At 66.7% G+C, this 18,231-nt stretch carries 20 protein-coding genes; 11 read left to right on the top strand and 9 right to left on the bottom strand.

Features of this window, described 5'->3' with window-relative positions:
• Positions 1-69: 69 nt before the first annotated feature.
• The 5 genes from VB777_RS01490 (at position 70) to gghA (ending at position 5,824) form a co-directional block, all read left to right on the top strand.
• Positions 70-552, top strand: a complete 483-nt coding sequence (locus VB777_RS01490; protein WP_197158531.1) for a hypothetical protein — start codon at positions 70-72, stop codon at positions 550-552.
• 10 nt (positions 553-562) lie between these two features.
• Complete coding sequence (locus VB777_RS01485) at positions 563-1,375, top strand: response regulator transcription factor (RefSeq protein WP_323246611.1); 813 nt, start codon at positions 563-565, stop codon at positions 1,373-1,375.
• A complete protein-coding gene (locus tag VB777_RS01480) occupies positions 1,372-2,547 on the top strand; it encodes an RluA family pseudouridine synthase (RefSeq protein WP_323246610.1) in 1,176 nt (391 codons plus the stop codon). Before VB777_RS01485 ends, VB777_RS01480 begins: the two co-directional genes overlap by 4 nt.
• A gap of 25 nt (positions 2,548-2,572) precedes the next feature.
• On the top strand, positions 2,573-3,295 hold the full coding sequence (locus tag VB777_RS01475; RefSeq protein ID WP_197170869.1) for a hypothetical protein: 723 nt from the start codon (positions 2,573-2,575) through the stop codon (positions 3,293-3,295).
• An 87-nt stretch (positions 3,296-3,382) separates the two neighbouring features.
• Complete coding sequence (gghA, locus tag VB777_RS01470) at positions 3,383-5,824, top strand: glucosylglycerol hydrolase (protein ID WP_323246609.1); 2,442 nt, start codon at positions 3,383-3,385, stop codon at positions 5,822-5,824.
• Positions 5,825-5,857: 33 nt separating this feature from the next.
• Here gghA and bchM read toward each other — a convergent pair whose 3' ends face one another.
• Positions 5,858-6,556, bottom strand: coding sequence for a magnesium protoporphyrin IX methyltransferase (gene bchM / locus VB777_RS01465; protein WP_197158527.1), 699 nt, complete (start codon positions 6,554-6,556; stop codon positions 5,858-5,860).
• A 38-nt stretch (positions 6,557-6,594) separates the two neighbouring features.
• On the bottom strand, positions 6,595-7,749 hold the full coding sequence (locus VB777_RS01460; RefSeq protein WP_323246606.1) for an N-acetylglucosamine-6-phosphate deacetylase: 1,155 nt from the start codon (positions 7,747-7,749) through the stop codon (positions 6,595-6,597).
• A gap of 173 nt (positions 7,750-7,922) precedes the next feature.
• Between VB777_RS01460 and purE the strand changes: the two genes are divergently transcribed.
• On the top strand, positions 7,923-8,423 hold the full coding sequence (purE, locus tag VB777_RS01455; RefSeq protein ID WP_197159040.1) for a 5-(carboxyamino)imidazole ribonucleotide mutase: 501 nt from the start codon (positions 7,923-7,925) through the stop codon (positions 8,421-8,423).
• Complete coding sequence (locus VB777_RS01450; protein WP_197170876.1) at positions 8,416-9,498, top strand: AI-2E family transporter; 1,083 nt, start codon at positions 8,416-8,418, stop codon at positions 9,496-9,498. The genes purE and VB777_RS01450 overlap by 8 nt, the downstream gene beginning before the upstream one ends.
• On the opposite strand, the gene cysC is transcribed toward VB777_RS01450, so the two are convergent.
• The 4 genes from cysC to VB777_RS01430 form a co-directional block, all read right to left on the bottom strand.
• Positions 9,491-10,150 (bottom strand): adenylyl-sulfate kinase, encoded by a 660-nt coding sequence (gene cysC / locus VB777_RS01445; protein ID WP_323246603.1) that lies wholly within the window; start codon positions 10,148-10,150, stop codon positions 9,491-9,493. The two genes, VB777_RS01450 and cysC, sit on opposite strands and share 8 nt — an antisense overlap.
• A 62-nt stretch (positions 10,151-10,212) precedes the next feature.
• Positions 10,213-10,758: a hypothetical protein gene (locus VB777_RS01440; RefSeq protein WP_197171964.1), complete on the bottom strand. Its 546-nt coding sequence runs from the start codon at positions 10,756-10,758 to the stop codon at positions 10,213-10,215.
• A gap of 57 nt (positions 10,759-10,815) precedes the next feature.
• Positions 10,816-11,103, bottom strand: a complete 288-nt coding sequence (locus VB777_RS01435; RefSeq protein WP_323246601.1) for a cell division protein SepF — start codon at positions 11,101-11,103, stop codon at positions 10,816-10,818.
• 125 nt (positions 11,104-11,228) lie between these two features.
• Entirely contained in the window at positions 11,229-11,432 is a 204-nt protein-coding gene (locus VB777_RS01430; protein WP_323246599.1) for a hypothetical protein, read from the bottom strand.
• Between the two features lie 45 nt (positions 11,433-11,477).
• Between VB777_RS01430 and VB777_RS01425 the strand changes: the two genes are divergently transcribed.
• Positions 11,478-12,038 carry a DUF1543 domain-containing protein gene (locus tag VB777_RS01425; protein WP_323246597.1) on the top strand — a complete coding sequence of 187 codons (561 nt, stop codon included), beginning with the start codon at positions 11,478-11,480 and terminating at the stop codon, positions 12,036-12,038.
• A gap of 45 nt (positions 12,039-12,083) precedes the next feature.
• Here VB777_RS01425 and VB777_RS01420 read toward each other — a convergent pair whose 3' ends face one another.
• Positions 12,084-12,875: an ABC transporter ATP-binding protein gene (locus tag VB777_RS01420; RefSeq protein ID WP_323246595.1), complete on the bottom strand. Its 792-nt coding sequence runs from the start codon at positions 12,873-12,875 to the stop codon at positions 12,084-12,086.
• 122 nt (positions 12,876-12,997) lie between these two features.
• On the opposite strand from VB777_RS01420, the gene VB777_RS01415 reads away from it, so the two are divergent.
• Both VB777_RS01415 and VB777_RS01410 read left to right on the top strand, forming a co-directional pair.
• Positions 12,998-13,759, top strand: coding sequence for a response regulator transcription factor (locus VB777_RS01415; RefSeq protein ID WP_197158520.1), 762 nt, complete (start codon positions 12,998-13,000; stop codon positions 13,757-13,759).
• A gap of 136 nt (positions 13,760-13,895) precedes the next feature.
• Entirely contained in the window at positions 13,896-16,508 is a 2,613-nt protein-coding gene (locus VB777_RS01410; protein ID WP_323246593.1) for a calcium-binding protein, read from the top strand.
• Between the two features lie 86 nt (positions 16,509-16,594).
• Here the strand turns inward: VB777_RS01410 and VB777_RS01405 are convergent, their stop codons facing one another.
• Positions 16,595-17,080, bottom strand: a complete 486-nt coding sequence (locus VB777_RS01405; protein ID WP_323246591.1) for a hypothetical protein — start codon at positions 17,078-17,080, stop codon at positions 16,595-16,597.
• Between the two features lie 86 nt (positions 17,081-17,166).
• Positions 17,167-17,511 carry a hypothetical protein gene (locus tag VB777_RS01400; protein WP_323246589.1) on the bottom strand — a complete coding sequence of 115 codons (345 nt, stop codon included), beginning with the start codon at positions 17,509-17,511 and terminating at the stop codon, positions 17,167-17,169.
• Positions 17,512-17,708: 197 nt separating this feature from the next.
• Between VB777_RS01400 and VB777_RS01395 the strand changes: the two genes are divergently transcribed.
• Positions 17,709-18,119 carry a hypothetical protein gene (locus tag VB777_RS01395; protein WP_323246587.1) on the top strand — a complete coding sequence of 137 codons (411 nt, stop codon included), beginning with the start codon at positions 17,709-17,711 and terminating at the stop codon, positions 18,117-18,119.
• The last annotated feature ends 112 nt before the right edge of the window (positions 18,120-18,231 follow it).

Here is an 18,231-nt window from a genome sequence, read left to right as displayed (position 1 = left end):
CTGACAACTGCACGGGCAACCGCGACACCCAGGCTGGCCGGTGGGCTTCTGACTCGCGGGCTGACGACCATGGCGGGCCTGCTCGCCTGCTGGGTTCTGGCTGCGCCAGCCTCGGCCCAGGGCCTGAACTTGATCCCCTCGAAGGCGAGGCCCAAGGATCTGATTCTTCTGGAGGAACGGCAGGTGCGGGGCGGCAAACAGGCCACCGGCGTCTATGGCGCCACGGCCGATCCAGCCGAGCCCGGGCTCTGGCGGATCAAGGTGTGGGAGGAGCTTCCCGACGACATCAAGGTGCGCACCGAGTCGATCCGCTGCAACCCCGCCACGCCGATGCGGATCACCAGCGACGGCCGCAACCTGATCGTGCTCGAGCTCAACCCCGGCGGCCAGATCACCCCCGGCAACCGGCTCCATCACCTGATCTGGTGGGCCACCTGCTTCCCGGAGCAGGCCGGCAAGGATCCGGCCACCCTGGGGGCGGTGGCCCGCCAGCTGGGCTATCCCGGCCACCTGCAGGAGCGCCGCCAGGTGCTGCCGGGAAGCCGTCGATAGATTGATCGTCATGACCCCCGACCCCACCGGCTCCCGACCCGCCGATCCCCATGCGGCCGCAACCAGCCCCGCTGGTGCCAGCTCCGCAGCGGCCGGAGCCGCTTCAGCCGAGGCCGCCGAGCCGGCTCCGCAGGCACCGGCCCGTCTGCTGCTGGTGGACGATGAACCCGGTCTGCGCACCGCCGTGAAGGCCTACCTCGAGGACGAGGGCTTCGTGGTGACCACCGCCAACGACGGTGAGGAGGGCTGGACCCTGGCCCAGGAGCTGCTGCCTGATGTGATCATCAGCGACGTGATGATGCCCCGCCTCGATGGCTACGGGCTGCTGCAGCGGCTGCGGGGCGATGAGCGCCTGGGGGGCACCCCGGTGATCTTCCTCACCGCCAAGGGGATGACCGCCGATCGCATCGCCGGCTTCAATGCCGGCGCCGACGACTACATCCCCAAGCCCTTCGATCCCGACGAGCTGGTGGCCCGCGTCCACAACGCAGTGCGACGTCAGGAACGGCTGCTGGCCGAGGCGGCCCGCTTTGCCGATGCGGACATCGGCCAGATGGCCAAGCAGATCACCGAGATCCGCTCCCTGCTCTCCAGCAGCGGCAGCAAGAAGCCGCCGGCGGCGGTGCGGCTGGAATTCACGCCCCGCGAGGCGAGCGTGCTGCAGCTGGTGGCGGAGGGGCTGATGAACAAGGAGATCGCCCGGCGGCTGGAAACCTCGATCCGCAACGTGGAGAAGTACGTGAGCCGGCTGTTCACCAAGACGGGCACCTCCAGCCGCACCGAGCTGGTGCGCTACGCCCTCGAGCACGGCCTGGTGGAGTGAGCTCCGGGGCCCCTCCGGGCGAGGCAGCTCCGCTGGAGGAAGCTCCGCCTCCGGACTGGCTGCCGGAGGGCCTCAACCAGGGTCACGTGTATCGCGAGCGGATCAGGGCCGCTGATCTACGCCAGTTGGACACCCTCTCCAGCCCAGATTCAGTGGCTGGGGTACCGACGGCCAACCCCGCAGGCGTGTTGTCTTACTTGGCGTCCCGCTTCACCCATTCGGCGGCGGCACTGTGGCGCCAGCGGCTCGCCGCCGGTGAGCTGTGGCGGAACGGCCACCAGCTCCGGGCCGATGGGCCTCTCGCAGCCGGGGATCGGCTGGACTGGCATCGGCCCCCCTGGAAGGAGCAGGCCGTGCCGGGGTCGTGGAACGTTCTGTTCGACGACGGCGACCTCTGCGTGATCGACAAGCCCAGCGGCCTGCCGGTGCTGCCCGCCGGTGGCTTCTTGGAGCACACCCTGTTGCGGCTGCTGGAGCGGCGCCACGGCGGCGATGCCGCTGGGGTGCCGCGCCCCGTGCATCGCCTGGGCCGCTCCACCTCCGGCCTACTGGTCTGTGCCCGCCGCCCCGCCAGCCGCGCCTGGCTCAGCGCCCTGCTGCGCGACAGCAGCAGCAGCCAGCGGTCAGGCACCGGCCAGCACGGACAGCGCAGCTGCAGCAAGATCTACCGCGCGCTCACGACTCCGCTGCCGCCGGATCTGGCGGGGCTGGCCCCGGGGGAGAGCCTCACCATCACCACCCCGATCGGTCGGCGTCCCCATCCCTTGCTGGGAACGATCTGGTGTGCCGCCGAGACGGCCGAAGACCCCGCTGCCCTGGCCGCCGAGAGCCGCCTGACGCTGCTGCAACGCCGCTGCGGCGCCTGCCTGGTGGCCGTGGCCATCACCACGGGCCGCCCCCACCAGATCCGCATCCACACCGCCGCGCTCGGTGCCCCCCTGCTCGGCGATCCGCTCTACCAGCCGGGCGGGACCGCCCATCCGGCGGTGCTGCCCGGCGCCGGCGGCTATCACCTCCATGCCCACCGGCTCAGCCTGCCCCTGCCCGGGGGTGGCTGCCTGGAGCTGGAGTCGCCGTTGCCGGCAGTCCTTGCGTACGCAACGGAGCCCATGACCGCAGGGGACTCGCTCCGAAAGGCCGAAAGCCAATCCTTTGCATCAGTCCCTGGCTAGCAAGGGGGAGTCCCCGTACACCTCCATGGCCCATCCATCCCGATCCCGCTGGGGGAGCCGGCCCCAGGGCCTGCTGCTCAACCCTCTGCTGCTGACGCCCCTGCTGTTGCTGCCCCTGCTGCTGTCGGCACCGCAGGCCACGGCCAGGCCCATGCGGGGCGGCGGAGTCGGCGGACCGGCCTCCGGTGCCGGGGTGCGGCCTGGTGCCGGTTTTGGAGAGGCCGGACCCGGCCTGTACAACCGCGGAGGCGTGGGAGGACCGGCTTCGGGGCGGGGCGTGCGGCCCGGCGCCGGCTGGGGTGCGCCCGGTGCCGGGGTGGTGCGGAGGCCTGGGGTGGGCACCTGGAATCCCGCCTGGCAGGGCGGCCGCTACTGGCAGGCCAGGCCATGGACTGCCGGCTGGTACCGCGTCAACCCGGCGGGCTGGGGCTGGTGGGGAGCGCGGTCGGCCGCCTGGGGAGTCGCCAGCCTGGCCACTGCGTCGGCCGTCACCGATCTGGTGGACGCGGCGGTGGAGGAGCACAACACCGTGATCGTGGTGCCCCAGACCTCGATTCAGCTCGACTACGCCTCGGTGCAGGCCGTGCCGCCGAAGGGCGCCAGCTTCGCCTATGCCATCAGCGGCGGCAGCTATTCCTATGGCCAGGCGGATTGCGACCAGGGCCTGTTGCAGGGCCAGCCCCCCAGCACGGCAGATCAGGCCCAGTTGCTCAATGCCGTGTGCCAGATCGCCTATGGACCCGGCTGACGCCGCTCCGCAGGCGTGCAACGGTGGGGCACAGCTCCCTTGCACCCGACGTTCGGAGAGCCGTCCGCCACCAACAGCAACAGATCGATGCCCGCCACCCCACCTGCGTCCATCGAGCTGGTGGCCGGCGCCACTGCGGAGCTGCTCACCTGGGCCGAGGCCATCGAGTCCAGCGATGCCACCACCTTCGAAAAGGCACGCCTGCTCGCCACCCGCCTCGGGGCCCGTGGACGAGCCGATGGGCTGACGGAGATCGGCTTCTGGACGCCGGAGCTGTCCACCGGTGTGATTCAGCCGAAGAACATCGTGCTGGAGGTGTTCACACCCCGCCAGGCGATTGATCCGGCGTTGGCCGACCAGGAGGTGCGCTTCCGCCGCGACTACGTGCAGCTCGAGAAGCAGGGCGATTACCACTGGGGGGTGCTGCGTGGCCTGCAGCTGGGCAACCGCGAGATAATCGGCTCCCTCTACTGGCTCCGCTATCTCAGCCCGGAAACCAACGCTGTGTGCATCGTGGGCGACTGCCTCGGCACCTCCTTCCCCTACGGCGTCTATGCCCCAGCCGAGCTCTACGACCTGGAGTCACTGCAGCGCACGCGGGCGGATCTGGCCTATTTCCAGACACAGAATGAAAATCCTACCGTTGTTCCAGCGCCGCGGAACATTCTCCAGCTGCATGTCAAAACGGCATCCCCGAATGGCTACCTCTCGGGGCTGACGACCCTGTTCCGGGAGCTGGGCCGCAAGCTCAGCCGTGGGGAGAACCTCTCCCCGGCGGAAACCAATTTCCTCGGCTACGACGCCGTGCAGCTGCTGCCGACTGAACCCACGGTGGAATACCGGGGAGGGAGGCCCCATGAGGACGGCTTCTTAAGCCTGCGGGACGGCGATGAAGAGAGGCTGGATCCGGAAACCGAAGGCATCGTCAGTGAATCCGCAACCGTGCGGGTGCAGCTGCGTCGCCCCGATCTCCAGAACTGGGGCTACGACGTGGTGATCTTCGCTGGAGCGGCCACCAACCCCGCCCTGCTGGAAACCCTGCGGCCGGATGAGCTGGTGGATTTCATCGCCACGTTGCATACCTTCCCCACCGGGCCGATCCGGTTGATCTACGACCTGGTGTATGGCCATGCCGACAATCAGGCGATCGACCTGCTGAACGGCCGTTTCCTCAAGGGGCCGAACATGTACGGCCAGGATGTGAATCATCAGAATCCCGTGGTACGGGCGATCCTGCTGGAGATGCAGCGCCGCAAGGTGAACACCGGCGCCGACGGCATCCGAATCGACGGCGGCCAGGATTTCAAGTTCTTCAACCCGATCAGCGGCCGGGTCGAGTACGACGATCCCTATCTGCTGGCGATGGGCGATCTCGTTCAGGAGATCGGCGGCGATCAGTGGCGTCCCTTTGTGATCTATGAGGATGGTCGACCCTGGCCGGCGGAGGGCTGGGAAGAGATCTCCACCTACCGAGACCTGGTGGAGCTGCGCCCGGATTCCTACCAGTGGGGACCGCTGATCTTCGCCCACAACACTCCGGCCCTGAAGGGTTTCTGGGCGCACAAATGGCACCGCGTCTGCGAGAAGATGCAGTTCGGCTCCCACTGGATCACCGGTTGCGGCAACCACGACACCCTGCGGCGCGGCACCCAGGTGGATCTGAACGAGCCGATCAATCACCACCTGGGCAGCAATCTTCAGCAGGTGCTCAACAATGCCTACGACAACCCGGCGATCGCGGCACTCACCTATGGCTTTGCGCCAGGGCTGCCGATGGATTTCATCCACTGTCTGATGCGCGCCCCCTGGGGCTTCTTTCGCAACACCGACGACCGCTATGCCGTGAAGGTGGTGGCAGAGGAAGCGCCGGAATTCCTCGATTGGCAAGTGACGCCGGAGTTGTTTGCAGAGGCAGCACTGTTTCCCCGCATCAAACAGCTGGGGTTCGCTGAGCTGGGGCAGCTCCGGCGGTTTCTCGCCCTGCTGGTCGAGACCATCACGGACACCGATTACGACCTTGAACGGATGGCCGAACACTGCGCGCGGGCCGTGCCGGTGGAGACCGCCGGCATCGATGTGTTCTGGCTGAAATCATTCGCCCGCCAGTTCATGGAAGACGTGCACGAGGCCTGCAATGTCTGGTTGCACGCCGATCGGCTGCAGCCCACCCAGGCCGACTTCAACCTCTCGCTGCGGCGCTTCCGCCAGGCCCGGCCCTGGCTGGGCGACAACCTCGCTCCGGCAGAGCGGCTCAATCTGCTGGCCATCCCATCCACCACCATCTTCTATGGGCTGCGCTGGGAGCCACCGATCACGATGGATCCATCCCGGCATGGGGTGGCCCTCGTGGCCCACATGGGCGGCGAGACCATGGAGGTCCGTCTGCAGGAACTCTTCCCGAGCCACTGCGGTGGCTGGCAGCTGCTGCTCGCCTCACCGGGCCTGGAGCTCACCGCAGTCGACCTGGCTGGCGATGCGATCGCGCTGAGTGACAGCCAGGCGCTGCTCTTGGAGCCCCTGGCAGGCTGAGGGTTCAGGCCACCAGGACTGCGGCCTGGAACCTCAGCCCCGCTTCTCGAATTCGATCAGCCGCGAGAAGTAGAAGGGGGCCTTGTTGAGGCTGCGGCGGATCGGCTGGAAGCCGCAGGCCATCGCCGCCTTGACGATCCCTTCTTCCCGCAGGGTGTAGGCGCGGGTGGTCTTGCTGGGGCCGGGGAACAGCTGGCCGATCCCCTTGAGCAGCGCCAGCAGGGGGGTGTAGGGGGCAAAGCTCACGATCAGGCGCTTCTGCGCCATGCCGGCCAGATGGCGCACCATCTCCTCCGCGGCCGCCTGGGGGTAATGGATGAACACATCCAGGCAGATCACCGTGTCGTAGTGGCCCTCGAGGCTCTCGAGATCAGAGGCCGTGAAACGCAGCTGCTCGCTGGAGATTCCGGCAGAGGCGGCCCGGCGGCCGGCTTCCTCCACCATGGCGGCGGACAGATCGCTGGCGGCGATCGAACCTGCCCCCAGCTGGGCCAGGGGCAGGCTGAGGCTGCCCACGCCACAGCCGGCATCACAGAAGCTGCGGTTGGCCAGATCACCCTGCTCCTGCAGCCAGGCCAGCACCTGATCGACGGTCTTCTGGTGGCCGATGCGGATATTGCGCTGGACCCGGTTCACCTCGGAGCTGTCGCTGTAGATGCGATTCCAGCGCTCGAAGCCGGTGCTGTTGAAATAGGCCTCCACCACGGCTTTCTCGGCTTCTTTCGTGGGCATGGGGCTGGAATTCGTCGCTGGGAATCGTGGCGCGGATCCTAGGCAGCGCGTCGCCAGGCCAGACCCGTGCCGTCCTGATGCCAGCGCAACGCCTCGCTGAGCGGGGTGCCCACCAGCATCGTTTCCACGGAGCGTTCGTCGCCAAGCACCCGCCGCGGCGACACCGTGGCCGCGGCGATCGCCTGCTCCGGCCGGCCGCTCCAGCTGGCGAGCCGCCGCACCCCCTCCAGCAGGGGCAGGGTGACGCCAGCCAGGGTGCCGTCCTCCAGGCGGCAGGAGCCGTCTTCCACGAGCAGCAGCCGCTCATCCCAGGGGTGAGCGCCTTCCCCCAGTCCGTAGGGCGCCAGGGCGTCACTCACCAGCACCAGCCGATCCGGCGCCAGCCGCTGCAGCAGCACCGCCATCGACGGGGCCACATGCACCCCGTCGGCGATCAGGCCCAGGGCCACAGTGCCCGCCAGGATCGCCGCCGCCACCGGTCCGGGGCTGCGGTGCTGCAGACCGTCCATGGCATTGAAGGTGTGGGTCACCATGGTCACGCCGGCCCCATAGGCGTGCTGCGCTGCCGCCTCATCGGCGCCGCTATGGCCGAGGCTCACCACGATCCCCCGGGCCCGGAGGGCGTCGATCACGGCCTCGGCGCCGGCAAGCTCCGGGGCCAGGGTCACCAGATCGATGGCGTCCTCATGGCCGCCGATGCGCTCCTGCAGGGCCTCCAGGCTGGGCGGGCAGAGGTGCTGCGCTGGGTGGGCACCACGCCGTTGCGGCGCCAGAAACGGGCCTTCCAGGTGGGCGCCCAGCAGCCGGCAGCGCCCGGGCTGGTGCTGCTGGCGGGCCTGGTCCAACACCGTCAGGGCCTGGCGCAGGGGACCCACACCACAGGTCACCAGGGTGGGGCAGATCGCCTCCACCCCATCCGTCCAGAGCCGCTCCAGCAACTGCAGCAAGGTCGGCAGATCCGCCGGGGTGAGTTCCGGGAAGGCGAGGCCGAGGCCACCGTTGATCTGCAGATCCACCCCGGCCGGGCTGAGCCAGTCGCCCCCCCAGGCCTCACCGGCGGCGGCGCTGCCGGCCGGGATCGGCTCCACCACAGCGATCTGACCCGCCTCATCGATGCCGATCCGCCAGGAGCGGTTGTGGCCATGGCGGCAGGGGGAAGCCTGGGGCAGGCGGACGTGGCTGAGCCAGCGCATGGCGAAAGCCGACCCGGCGGCGGGGCAGGCGGAAAGATGCCATCCTCTCTGGCTTGCTCCCTCGGCCCGTCGTCGGGCGTTGCCCTTTGGTGTCCTCCCCTTCCGCTGCCGCTGCCGGATCCGCTGCCGACGCGGTGGCGCCCCAGGCCCAGCCCGTGCGGGTGGCGGTGATCATGGGCAGCGATTCAGACCTGCCGACCCTGCAGCCCGGGGTGGCGATGCTGGAGCGGTTCGGGGTGAAAGCGGAGGTGCGGGTGCTCTCGGCCCATCGCACCCCCCTGGAGATGGTGCAGTTCGCCCGCGAGGCGGCAGGCCGCGGCCTGAAGGTGATCATCGCCGGCGCCGGCGGCGCCGCCCACCTGCCCGGCATGGTGGCCTCGCTCACCACCTTGCCGGTGATCGGCGTGCCGGTGCAGACCCGGGCCCTGGGGGGCGTGGATTCCCTCCATTCGATCGTGCAGATGCCCGCCGGCATCCCGGTGGCCACGGTGGCGATCGGCAATGGCACCAACGCCGCCCTGCTGGCCCTGCAGATCCTGGCCACCGCCGATGCGGAGCTGGCCGCCCAGCTGGAGGCCTACCGCAGCGACCTGCACGACCAGGTGGTGGCCAAGGACACCCGCCTGCAGGAGCTCGGCAGCAGCACGTATCTGGAGCAGATGCCCCATGCTTGAGCGCCTGGTGCTGCCCCCCTGGCTGCGGTTCGGCCTCGCCCTGCCGCTGCTGGTTCTCAACCTCTGGGTGCTGCGGCAGCTGCTGCTGCCCCTGGCGCCGTTTCCGGCCCTGTTCCTGGGGGCAGCCCTGATCGCCTTTCTGCTGGATCTGCCGGCCCGCTGGCTGAAGGATCGCGGCATGCCGCGGCTGCTGGCCCTGGCCCTGGTGCTGGGGGGCGCCCTGGGGCTGGTGGCCCTGGCGGTGCTGTGGCTGGTGCCGCGGCTGGTGCAGCAGCTCGGCGATCTGATCAATGCGCTGCCCTCCTGGCTGGCGGAGGGGGAACTGCTGCTGCAGAACCTGCAGGACTGGGCCGTGCAGCGGGGCCTCCCCAGCGACTTCGGCAATCTCAGCAGTGATCTGATCAGCCGCACCAGCCGGATTGCCAGCCAGGTGAGCCAGCAGCTGCTGGCCCTGCTGGGCACCACGCTGGGGATCACGATCAACACGCTGATCGTGCTGGTGCTGGCCGCCTTCCTGCTGCTGGGCGGCGACGCCATTGTGGCGGGGCTCGGGATCTGGTTACCGGCGGGGGTGCGCTCCCTGGTGCTCACAACCCTGGGACGCACCTTCCGCGGCTACTTCGCCGGCCAGGTGGTGCTCGCCCTGATCCTCAGCGGCGCCCAGATCGTGGTGTTCACCCTGCTGGGTATTCCCTACGGCGTGCTGTTCGCCGTGGCGATCGGCTTCACCACCTTGATCCCCTACGCCAGTGCTCTCACGATCGTGGTGGTGAGCGTGCTGCTGGCGCTGGAAGACCCCCGCACCGCTCTGGAGGTGCTGGCGGCCGCGATCAGCGTCGGCCAGGTGGTGGATCAGGTGATCCAGCCGCGGCTGATGGGCAGCATCGTGGGGCTGCAGCCGGCCTGGCTGCTGGTGAGTCTGCCGATCGGGGCCCGGGTGGGCAGCCTGATGGGCTTCGGGGAGCTGCTGGGCCTGCTCCTGGCGGTGCCCCTGGCCAGCTGCGTCAAGACCTTCCTCGATGCCTGGGGTGAACGCTTGCGGGCAGGGGAGGCACCGGGCGAGCCACTCAGTTGACCGCCGGAATGATGCCCTGACTTTCGAGGTGGCTGATCACCTGGGCGACGCAATCGTCCAGGCTCTGGCCACCGGTGTCGACCCGCAGCTCCGGGTTCTCCGGTTCCTCGTAGGGGCTGGAGATGCCGGTGAATTCCTTGATCTCGCCGGCCCGGGCCTTGGCATAGAGACCCTTGGTGTCACGTTCTTCGCAGATGCCCAGGTCGGCGGCGCAGTGGATCTCGATGAAATCACCGCCATCGACCAGGGAGCGGGCCTTGTCGCGATCGGCCCGGAACGGCGACACGAAGGCGGTGAGCACCACCACACCGGCATCCAGGAAGAGCTTGGCCACTTCACCGATGCGGCGGATGTTTTCCTCCCGATCGGCATCGGAGAAACCCAGGTCCTTGCAGAGCCCGTGGCGGATGTTGTCGCCGTCGAGCACGTAGCAGGCCAGGCCCTGCTCGAACAGGGCCGAGTTGACGGCGTTGGCCAGGGTGCTCTTGCCGGCACCGCTCAGCCCGGTGAACCAGAGGATGGCGCTGCGGTGGCCGCGCTGGTGGGCCCTGGCCGCCCGGGTCACCGTGGAGTGGTGCCACACGATGTTGGTGGAAGCCCCCCGGCTGGTGAGCTCGCCGTAGGCGGGATTGGAGGCGGGGCTGGCAGTCATCGGCTGGCGCGGGACAGGGGGACGCAGGCAGGCATTCTCCCCCGCACCTGCCGCTGCCGGCCTCAGACGCTCTGCAGCCGGCAGCGCAGCAGCGCCAGCGCCTCATCCGGCAGGCCGAGAAAGCGATCCAGCCACGGATCGCCGCAAGGAGGCACGGTGGCGACTCCCACCAGCACCCCCTCCCCGGCGGCATCCAGCGGCCGGCCGGCGAGGCGATGCCGCCGGCTGGCCACCGCCCCGGTGCTGAGCCTGGTGTCCACCAGCAGATCCGGAGCGGCGTAGAGGCTGCCGATGCGGAAGCGGAAGCGGGCCTGGAACTGCAGGCTGAGCTGGCCGCTGGCCGGATCCAGCTGACCGGCCAGGGCGGTGGGCACGATGGCGATGTGCAGAAACGGCGGCAGAGGAAGGCCTAGCTGACGGGTGTTTCGGCTGCACAGCTCAGGGATCACCACGCCGGCTGGATCGAACTGCACGTCGTGCAGACCCTCAGCCCCAGGGGAGGAAAGGTGGCCAAGCGCTCCACCACCGCGGGCGTCGTAGCGGAAGCGCGGATACCCGCCGATCGCCAGGCCACAGCCATCGAGGGTGTCGAGCTGGATGGAGGGCATGGGGGGTGTTGCGTCGTGCTGGATGTCGCGCTGGACATGGCGCTGAATGCCGTGCAATCAGTCGCGCTGGATCGAAACGCTTTCAGGAGCGAACAGGAACACCTGATCGCCGGCCCGTTCGGAGGAGCCATCGAGGGCGAAGACACCGCCGGCGAGGAAGTCGACCACCCGCTGGGACACATCCTCGTCCAGCTGGGAGAGGTCCACGAGGATGGTTTTCTGCTCGCGCACCAGCACCAGGGCCGCACATCCCTCCGAGAAGGAGCCGGGATGCACGACAACCACTTCGATCGGACGGATCCAGAAGGGGTCGTCGATGGCCTGCAAGGTGCCCTCAAGATCCATCGGGGGGATGGTGCGTCGACCGGATGCCGGATCATCACCCGGGCATCCAGCCTGCCCTGCCGGCAGCTGGCCTGGCGTTCATCCGGCTCCAGAGGATCAGCAGGGCAGCAGATCGCACGCTTTGATCAGGAAGCCTCCTGATAGAGCGCTTCCAGCCGCTCGCGTTGAAGATCCACGTAGAGCACCGGCTCACCAGGCATGGGAGCTTCGGGATGACGGGGCGCCGCTGGGGGACTGGGGCGGCGGAATCCCTGGCTCATCAGGGCGAAGGAGCCGCCGAGCAGCACCGCAAAGACAATCAGATAGAGGATGGGGAACAGGACGTCCACGGGCGCACCGACGGTCCCCCAGACTAATGTAAAGATCTGTTAACCGTGACCGACGCGCCAGCGACTCCCCTCCTGTTCCTGGTGGTGCTCGGCGGTCGGACGGCCCGCTGCCACGTGGAGCTGCACGATGTGCGCTTTGTGGCGGGCGACTGCATCGAGGCCACCATCCCAGCCCTGCGCGCCCAGTGGTTCGGGCAGCGGCGCGGGCTGCACATCGACAGCTATGTGGCCGTGCATCTTGTGGACGGCTTTCAGGTGATGCTGCAGCCAGAGCCCCAGCAGGCCAGCGCCGAACGGCTCTACTTCGTGAACCTCGGTGCCTACGACCCTCGGCAGCTGGCGGAGTTGCACCAGTTCGGACTGGTGGTGGCCCGCTCACCCCAGGCCGCCAAGGCCAGGGCCAAGAGCCGCTGGCTGGTGGGAGCCACCGAGCAGCACAAAGACGATCTCTCCCTGCTCCAGGTGCTGCCGGAGGCGGACGACTGCCTCCCCCTGGCGCAGGTGGGAGCGTTGCACGTGCACCTGATCCCCGATCCGCAGGGGCGCCATCAGCCCCTGGTGCCCGACTGGTTCGGCTACCGGCGCATCGATCGGGATGACGTCTGATCGCGATCAGGCTGATCGTGATGCCAACGAACGCGATCAGGGCCTTCAGGCCGGCACCACCTGGCGGTAGCCGTTGGCGGTGCACACCTTCAAGGGGGTGTCGAACAGGGCGCTGAGGGGAGCGTCCTGCAGCAGAGCGTCGGCGGGGCCCTCGTTCACCACCCGCCCCTGGTTCAGCAGCACGGCTCGGCTGATCTCGGGAAGGATCGCCTCGATCTGATGGGTGACCAGCAGCAGGGTGGTGCCGGACTGGGCCAGCTGCCGCAGGATCGCCAGGAGCTGGTGCTTCGCCTGGAGGTCGAGGCCGTTGGTGGGTTCATCGAGCACCAGCACCTCGGGGTTGTGCACCAGGGCCCGGGCCAGCAGCAACCGGCGCCGCTGGCCATCGGACAGCTGGGCATAGGGCCGTTCCACCAGATCGGCCAGCCCCAGCTGCTCCATCAGCTCGGCCACCCGCTGGCGCTGGGGGAGGGTGGGCTGCTGACTGCGGCCGATCCCCACCGAGCCGAAGAAGCCGGAGAGCACCACATCAGCAGCGGGCACGCGGCCGACATAACCCGCCTGCAGATCCTGAGACACCAGGCCGATCCGGCCGCGCAGCTGCCAGAGGTTCACCGTCTCGCTGCCGAAGATCCGCAGCCGGGAGCCTGACCTGACCACGGGGTAGAGCTCGCGGCTGAGCAGCTTGATCAGGGAACTCTTGCCGGAGCCGTTGGGCCCCAGGATCACCGTGTGTTCGCCCAGGTGCAGCTGCAGGGAGAGGTCGTCGAAGACGCGGCGAGGTCCAAGCCAGACCTCGACCGCCTCAAGCTCCAGATAGGGGGTGGGGGTGAGCAAGCGGAGCCCTGACCATCGACCCACATGGTTGCGCACCAAGGCGGAGACAGCTGAAGAGGATCTTTCAGACGAAGCATCCAGCCATAAAATGATGTCTTGCGCAGGACGCGGCTGAGTATGGGATGACAGCTTCCGATTCACCGCTCGATTCCTCCTTCCCAGGCCTGCGGGCCCTTCACGACGCCACGCATCACCTGGGACTGGTGGAGCGGACCCGGCTGGTGATGGAACTCCTCAGCCACTACCAGGTGCTGGTCTGCAACCCCAACCGCACCTTCGGGGTGCTGCTGTTGAGCCATCTTCAGGAGTGGCGTGCCACTGGAGTCAGCCAGCGGCTGGTAGGCATCGCCCACACCAGCAATGAGGGGCGCTCGCTGATCGAGCGGGTCCAGGGGCGCCTGCTGGTGGTCACCACAGTGGCCCTGCAGGATGGCCCGGTCTACGGGTGGTCAGGAGAGTTGCACCGTCGCAGCTCACCCACCAAGGTGCTGATGCTGATGGATGCCGCCCATCGCACCACTGTGAAAACCGCGATCGATGCCGGTGTGGATGCGCTGCTGGTGCAGCACAACATCGGGCAAGGCGCGTTGCTGGAGGCCCTGGAAGCACTGGAAACCGGCCAGCGCTACCTCGATCCGGAGTGCCGGCTCGCCCTGGAAACACGCGAGCGGGCCAGCGACGAGCTCTCGGAACGCGAGATGGAGATCCTGCAGCTCGTAGCAGAAGGCTGCTCGAACCGGGAGATCGCCGGTCGGTTGTCCATCGCCGAGGTGACGGCCCGCGACCACGTCCAGAACATCCTGCGCAAGCTCCGGGTGGATAACCGCACCGCGGCCGTACTGGCGGGCGTGCGGCAGGGATATCTGCACTGGACGAACACCTGAGAACAGGATCCTTCAACTGCAGGGATGTTGCACTGCACCCCTGCAGTTGAAGGATCCTCCAGAGCCATCCTGCATGTGCAGGATGGAATCAAACGGCGCTGATTGCACTCTGGGATCAAGAGAAATCAGATCCGCCATGAACCCTCTCACCCTCCATCCAGAACTTCCCATCTCGAGCGAACCGATCACGGCTGTGACTCCTGAGATCAGCGCCTACGAATCCCTGGATTCCGAAGGGGATCTACTGGTTCAAGAAGCAGAAGGGTTGCATGCAGACCCCGACCCAACCAGCACCTGGGAAACGCTTTCTTTACCCCCCTCCACAGAGACCCTCCATTTCTCGACGGCAACAGAAAGCATGGGCGGAGCACCCAGCGGAACCCTGCTGCACCACAGCAGGCACTATGTAGGCATGGGTCGCTGGACGAATGCATGGGTGTATTCCACCGGCGCGACGCACATGGCAGAAGGCTCGACCAACCTGGACAAACCCAACTGGGGATCACAACAACAGTCAGGAGGCACCGGCTTTTACGTTCCCAGCGAGATTTACGGCAATTCCCAGGACAACCTCATCGTGGGATACAACTCGGCGAAAACATCAAGTGGCGAGGAATTCTACCACCACAATGACCGCATCGATGGTGGCGGAGGCAATGACACGATCTATGGCCAAAATGGCTATGACCTACTCCGAGGAGGAAGCGGCAACGACCATCTGCTGGGCGGCAACCACAACGACACGCTCGAGGGAGGCGACGGCCAGGACTTGCTGGAGGGAGGCAACGATCACGACCTGCTCCACGGCGGAGATGGCAACGATCGCCTGCTGAGCGGCACCGGCACAGACACCCTGATGGGGGGCGCCGGAGATGACTGGCTGATCGTGGATACGATGGCAGGGAGCGACCAGAACCGCCTGAGCGGCGGCAGCGGCTTCGACACCTTCGTGCTGAGCCCACTGGTGGCACCTGCGCTTCAATTCAATGAAGGCGTGGAAACCGCGTTTTCCCACTCCGTCGCCGCAAAGGGGCTTGGACGCGCGAGCGTAGTGGCACTTGCCACAGGGAACTTTGCTCTCTCTTCAGCCCTGAATCTGGGACAGGGACTGCTCGAATACCTGAACTCCAACGACAGCACTGCCCCCTCCTACTCACTGCAGTGGAGCAAGGCGCAGATCATCACGGACTTCAACCCCTACGAAGACTCCCTGATCCTCAACCTGCATCCGGACAAAGACAAGCCCCAGATCGTGGCCAAGCAGTTCTCCAGCAACAGCGGAGGCTTCTATGTCATGCAGGAGATCAATGGCGCCCCCGCCTATCTCGCCGATGTCACCATTGACATGGATGCCATGCTCGCCCACGCGCAGCGCAACGGACTCGGCCATCTCTCCAATACCGACCTGGCAGACCTGGCCTTCTCCACCCTGCGCCGCAGCTACGTGATCGCCGATGGCACTTCATCGCAACTGCAGATGCAGGAAGGCGAGCGGAGCGTGAACCTGGATGGCCTCGATCAGCTGGGCGGCGATTCGATGATCATCCTCGGTGCCCACGGGGCTACCACCGTCAGCAAGGGGGTCAACGGCGTCTCCTCCTTCAGCGGCACAGCGCTCGACGACATCCTGGAGGGTCACCACTCACCCAGCGCCAACCATCCCGACATGAGCCGCGCCGTGCTCTACGGACTCGCGGGGGACGACATCCTCATGGGCGGCGGCGGCTCCAATCTTCTCTATGGCGGGGAGGGCATCGACACGGCCTTCTACGGCTATGCCAGCAACAGCGCCACCCAGGGCATCACGGTGGACATGGCCACCACGGTGGATGGAGCGGTGCTGCTGCACAACGGCATCCGTGAGCTGGGCAAGCCGATGGTGGCGGAAGGTGCAGACCTGGACTACCTCTATGGGATCGAGAACATCGTGGGTTCGGACCGCGATGACATCATCCGCGGCGACCATGCTGACAACCTCCTGGTCAGCGGCCAGGGCAACGACACCCTCGCCGGCCGTGGGGGTCGCGACACCTTCCTGCTCAATGGCGGCACTAACACCATTGAAGACTTCACAGGAGGCGTTGATCAGATTCAGATCGTCATGGAGGCCTACGACGGGGTCAGTTCAGGCTCTGATCTCATGATCACCTATTCCGAGACGGACGGATTGGGCAGGATCTCCACAACAACTGGCACCAACATTGCGATTCTTGAGGATTTTGATCTTTCTAAGTTTGATATAGCCCGAGATGTCCAGCTCCTCGATGCCAAAGGCCAGGCCCTTGCAGGCACGGGCAGAGTTGAGCTGATCTCCGACGAGGAGCACACAGACCCAGAGTCTGACGTGATCACAGGCGAGCCCATCCAGCCGCTCCTTCCGTGGGCTATCCAGCCACTGATTCCAGATGACGACATCACCGATGGGCTTTCGGATCCAGGCAACGGCTCGCAGGTCGATCAGGTAACCGGCATCTTGGTCAACAGCACGGATACGTATCTGATGGCACAGAGTGGCGTGGCGGAGCGCATCGTGATCCCCTACGCCTGGGGACAATCGCTCACGATTGATGGCTTCAATCCCAGCGAAGACGTGCTGGATCTGACCGTCTTCCGGAACGAATCCATCCTGCCGGGATTCATGGATCAGCCCGGCGGCACGCTGGTGGATCTGGGCTTCAATGCTCAAACTATCAACCTGAGCGAGATTATGGTCGCAGATCTGACCCAGGGGGCGGTGCTGCTGAGCTGACTCATCGCGCCCAGGAGGATGCCGATCTCTCCCCTCAGGGGCCGCGAAGGCTTCTGGGGGGAATCAGGATGGGTTGGCCCCTCGGCTCATTCCAGGTCGACGGATTCGAGCAGGATGCGGCTGCGCATCAGCCGGTCAGCATCGATTGACCAGGCAACGATCTGGCTGTGCTTGGCCTGCTCGTCGGCCTTCATCTCCTCCACCACCTCATCGTGGAAACCCTCCAGGTGGCGGACCAGCGTCAGGGCGATCTGCTGGTCTTCGGCGGTGCTGATATCGAGCTGTTCGATCAGATCGAGCACCTCCTGCACCCTGGCACTCAGCTCCCGGTCGGGCTTCTCCGGACGCTCGGACCTGGCCTGCATGGCGATCAGTTCATCGGGGCTGCCGGGAATGCCGGTCGCCGGCGGCTCAGACGGGTCGGAGTCGACCATTTCGGGATGCACGCCCTCGTTGGGATCAGCGGGCTTGCCGCCGTGGTAGCGGTAACGGCCGCTGCGGCGCTGGGGCTCCCCCGACGAGGATTTCAGCGGCTGATCGGAAGGAAAGCCCATCGCAGAGGGGGGTGTCATTGTTCCCAGGATCGGGCCGATGGGGCGCAGCTGCCGTGTGTGTCGCGGCGGCCAGGGAGGCATCCAGGGAAATGCAGTCTGTGGGGTCAGGTCGGCGGAGAGGGCGAGGTCGGCGGAAAGGTCGGCGGTCCGGCCTGACGGTCCAGAAGGTGGAGCAGCAGCAGCTCCAGGCGCTCCAGGCGCTGCTCCATCCGCTCGAGGTGCAGGATGATTCGCTGTTGGGTGGCCGCCAGGGCCTCGCCATGGCGGAGCGTGTCACGGCTGGGCCCGCCGACGGATCCTTCCGCTTTGCCCTGCGGCCACTGACCGCCTTCGACCGTGCGTTGGACCAGGGCCCAGGAGACCCTGCCGATCCCTGCCGGTGGGGGGCCGAGCCTCTCCTCAAGGAGGGCCCGGGCCGGGGCGAGGGTACGGAATGGATCTGTGATCACTCCTTCCAACGAAAGGGCTGAAGCGGATCTTTCAGCCGAAGCATCCAGCCATACAATGAAATCTTGCGCATGACGCCGGTAAGCATTGGAGGAAAGCTTCCGATTCACAGCTTGATTCCTCTTTCCCAGACCTCCGTGCCCTGCACGACCCCACGCATCACCGGGGACTGGTCTGCAACCCCAGCCGCACCTTCGGGGTGCTGCTGTTGAACGATCTTCAGGGGTGGAGTGCGACTGGAGCCAGCCAGGGGCGCCGGCTGGTGGTCACCATGGTGGCCCTGCAGGACGGTCCGGTCTACGGGTGGTCAGGGGAGTTGGACCGTCGCAGCTCACCCACCAAGGTGCTGATACTGATGGAAGCCGCCCATCGCGCCACGGTTAAAATCGCAGCCGATGCCGGTATTCATGCACTGCTGCTGCTGCATCACAACAGCGGGCAAGGCGCGCAGCTGGAGAACCCGCAAAGCCAAAACGAAGTTGATCAGGATCTGCCAGGACAGGAGACATCACGCACTCCCCACCTGGGCACAGGCAAGCATGACTTCTCGGTTTCACTGCGTGATCCTCAATCCCCTTCCACCCATAGGACGTCTTTAAGAGTTTGCTGAAAAACCCCGCCACCTCTGCGAGAATGGGCCAACTGCCCCAGGTTTGATGCGAGGTCAGCAGGAGCGCAGCGGCTCCTTGTTCTCCTACGTCTCGATCGAGGAGCGGATCCCG

The sequence above is a fragment of the Synechococcus sp. CCY9202 genome, from assembly GCF_034931685.1.
GTDB lineage: Bacteria > Cyanobacteriota > Cyanobacteriia > PCC-6307 > Cyanobiaceae > CBW1002.
Note: the sequence above shows the minus strand (reverse complement) of the source record. Positions and strands in the feature narration are given on the sequence as shown.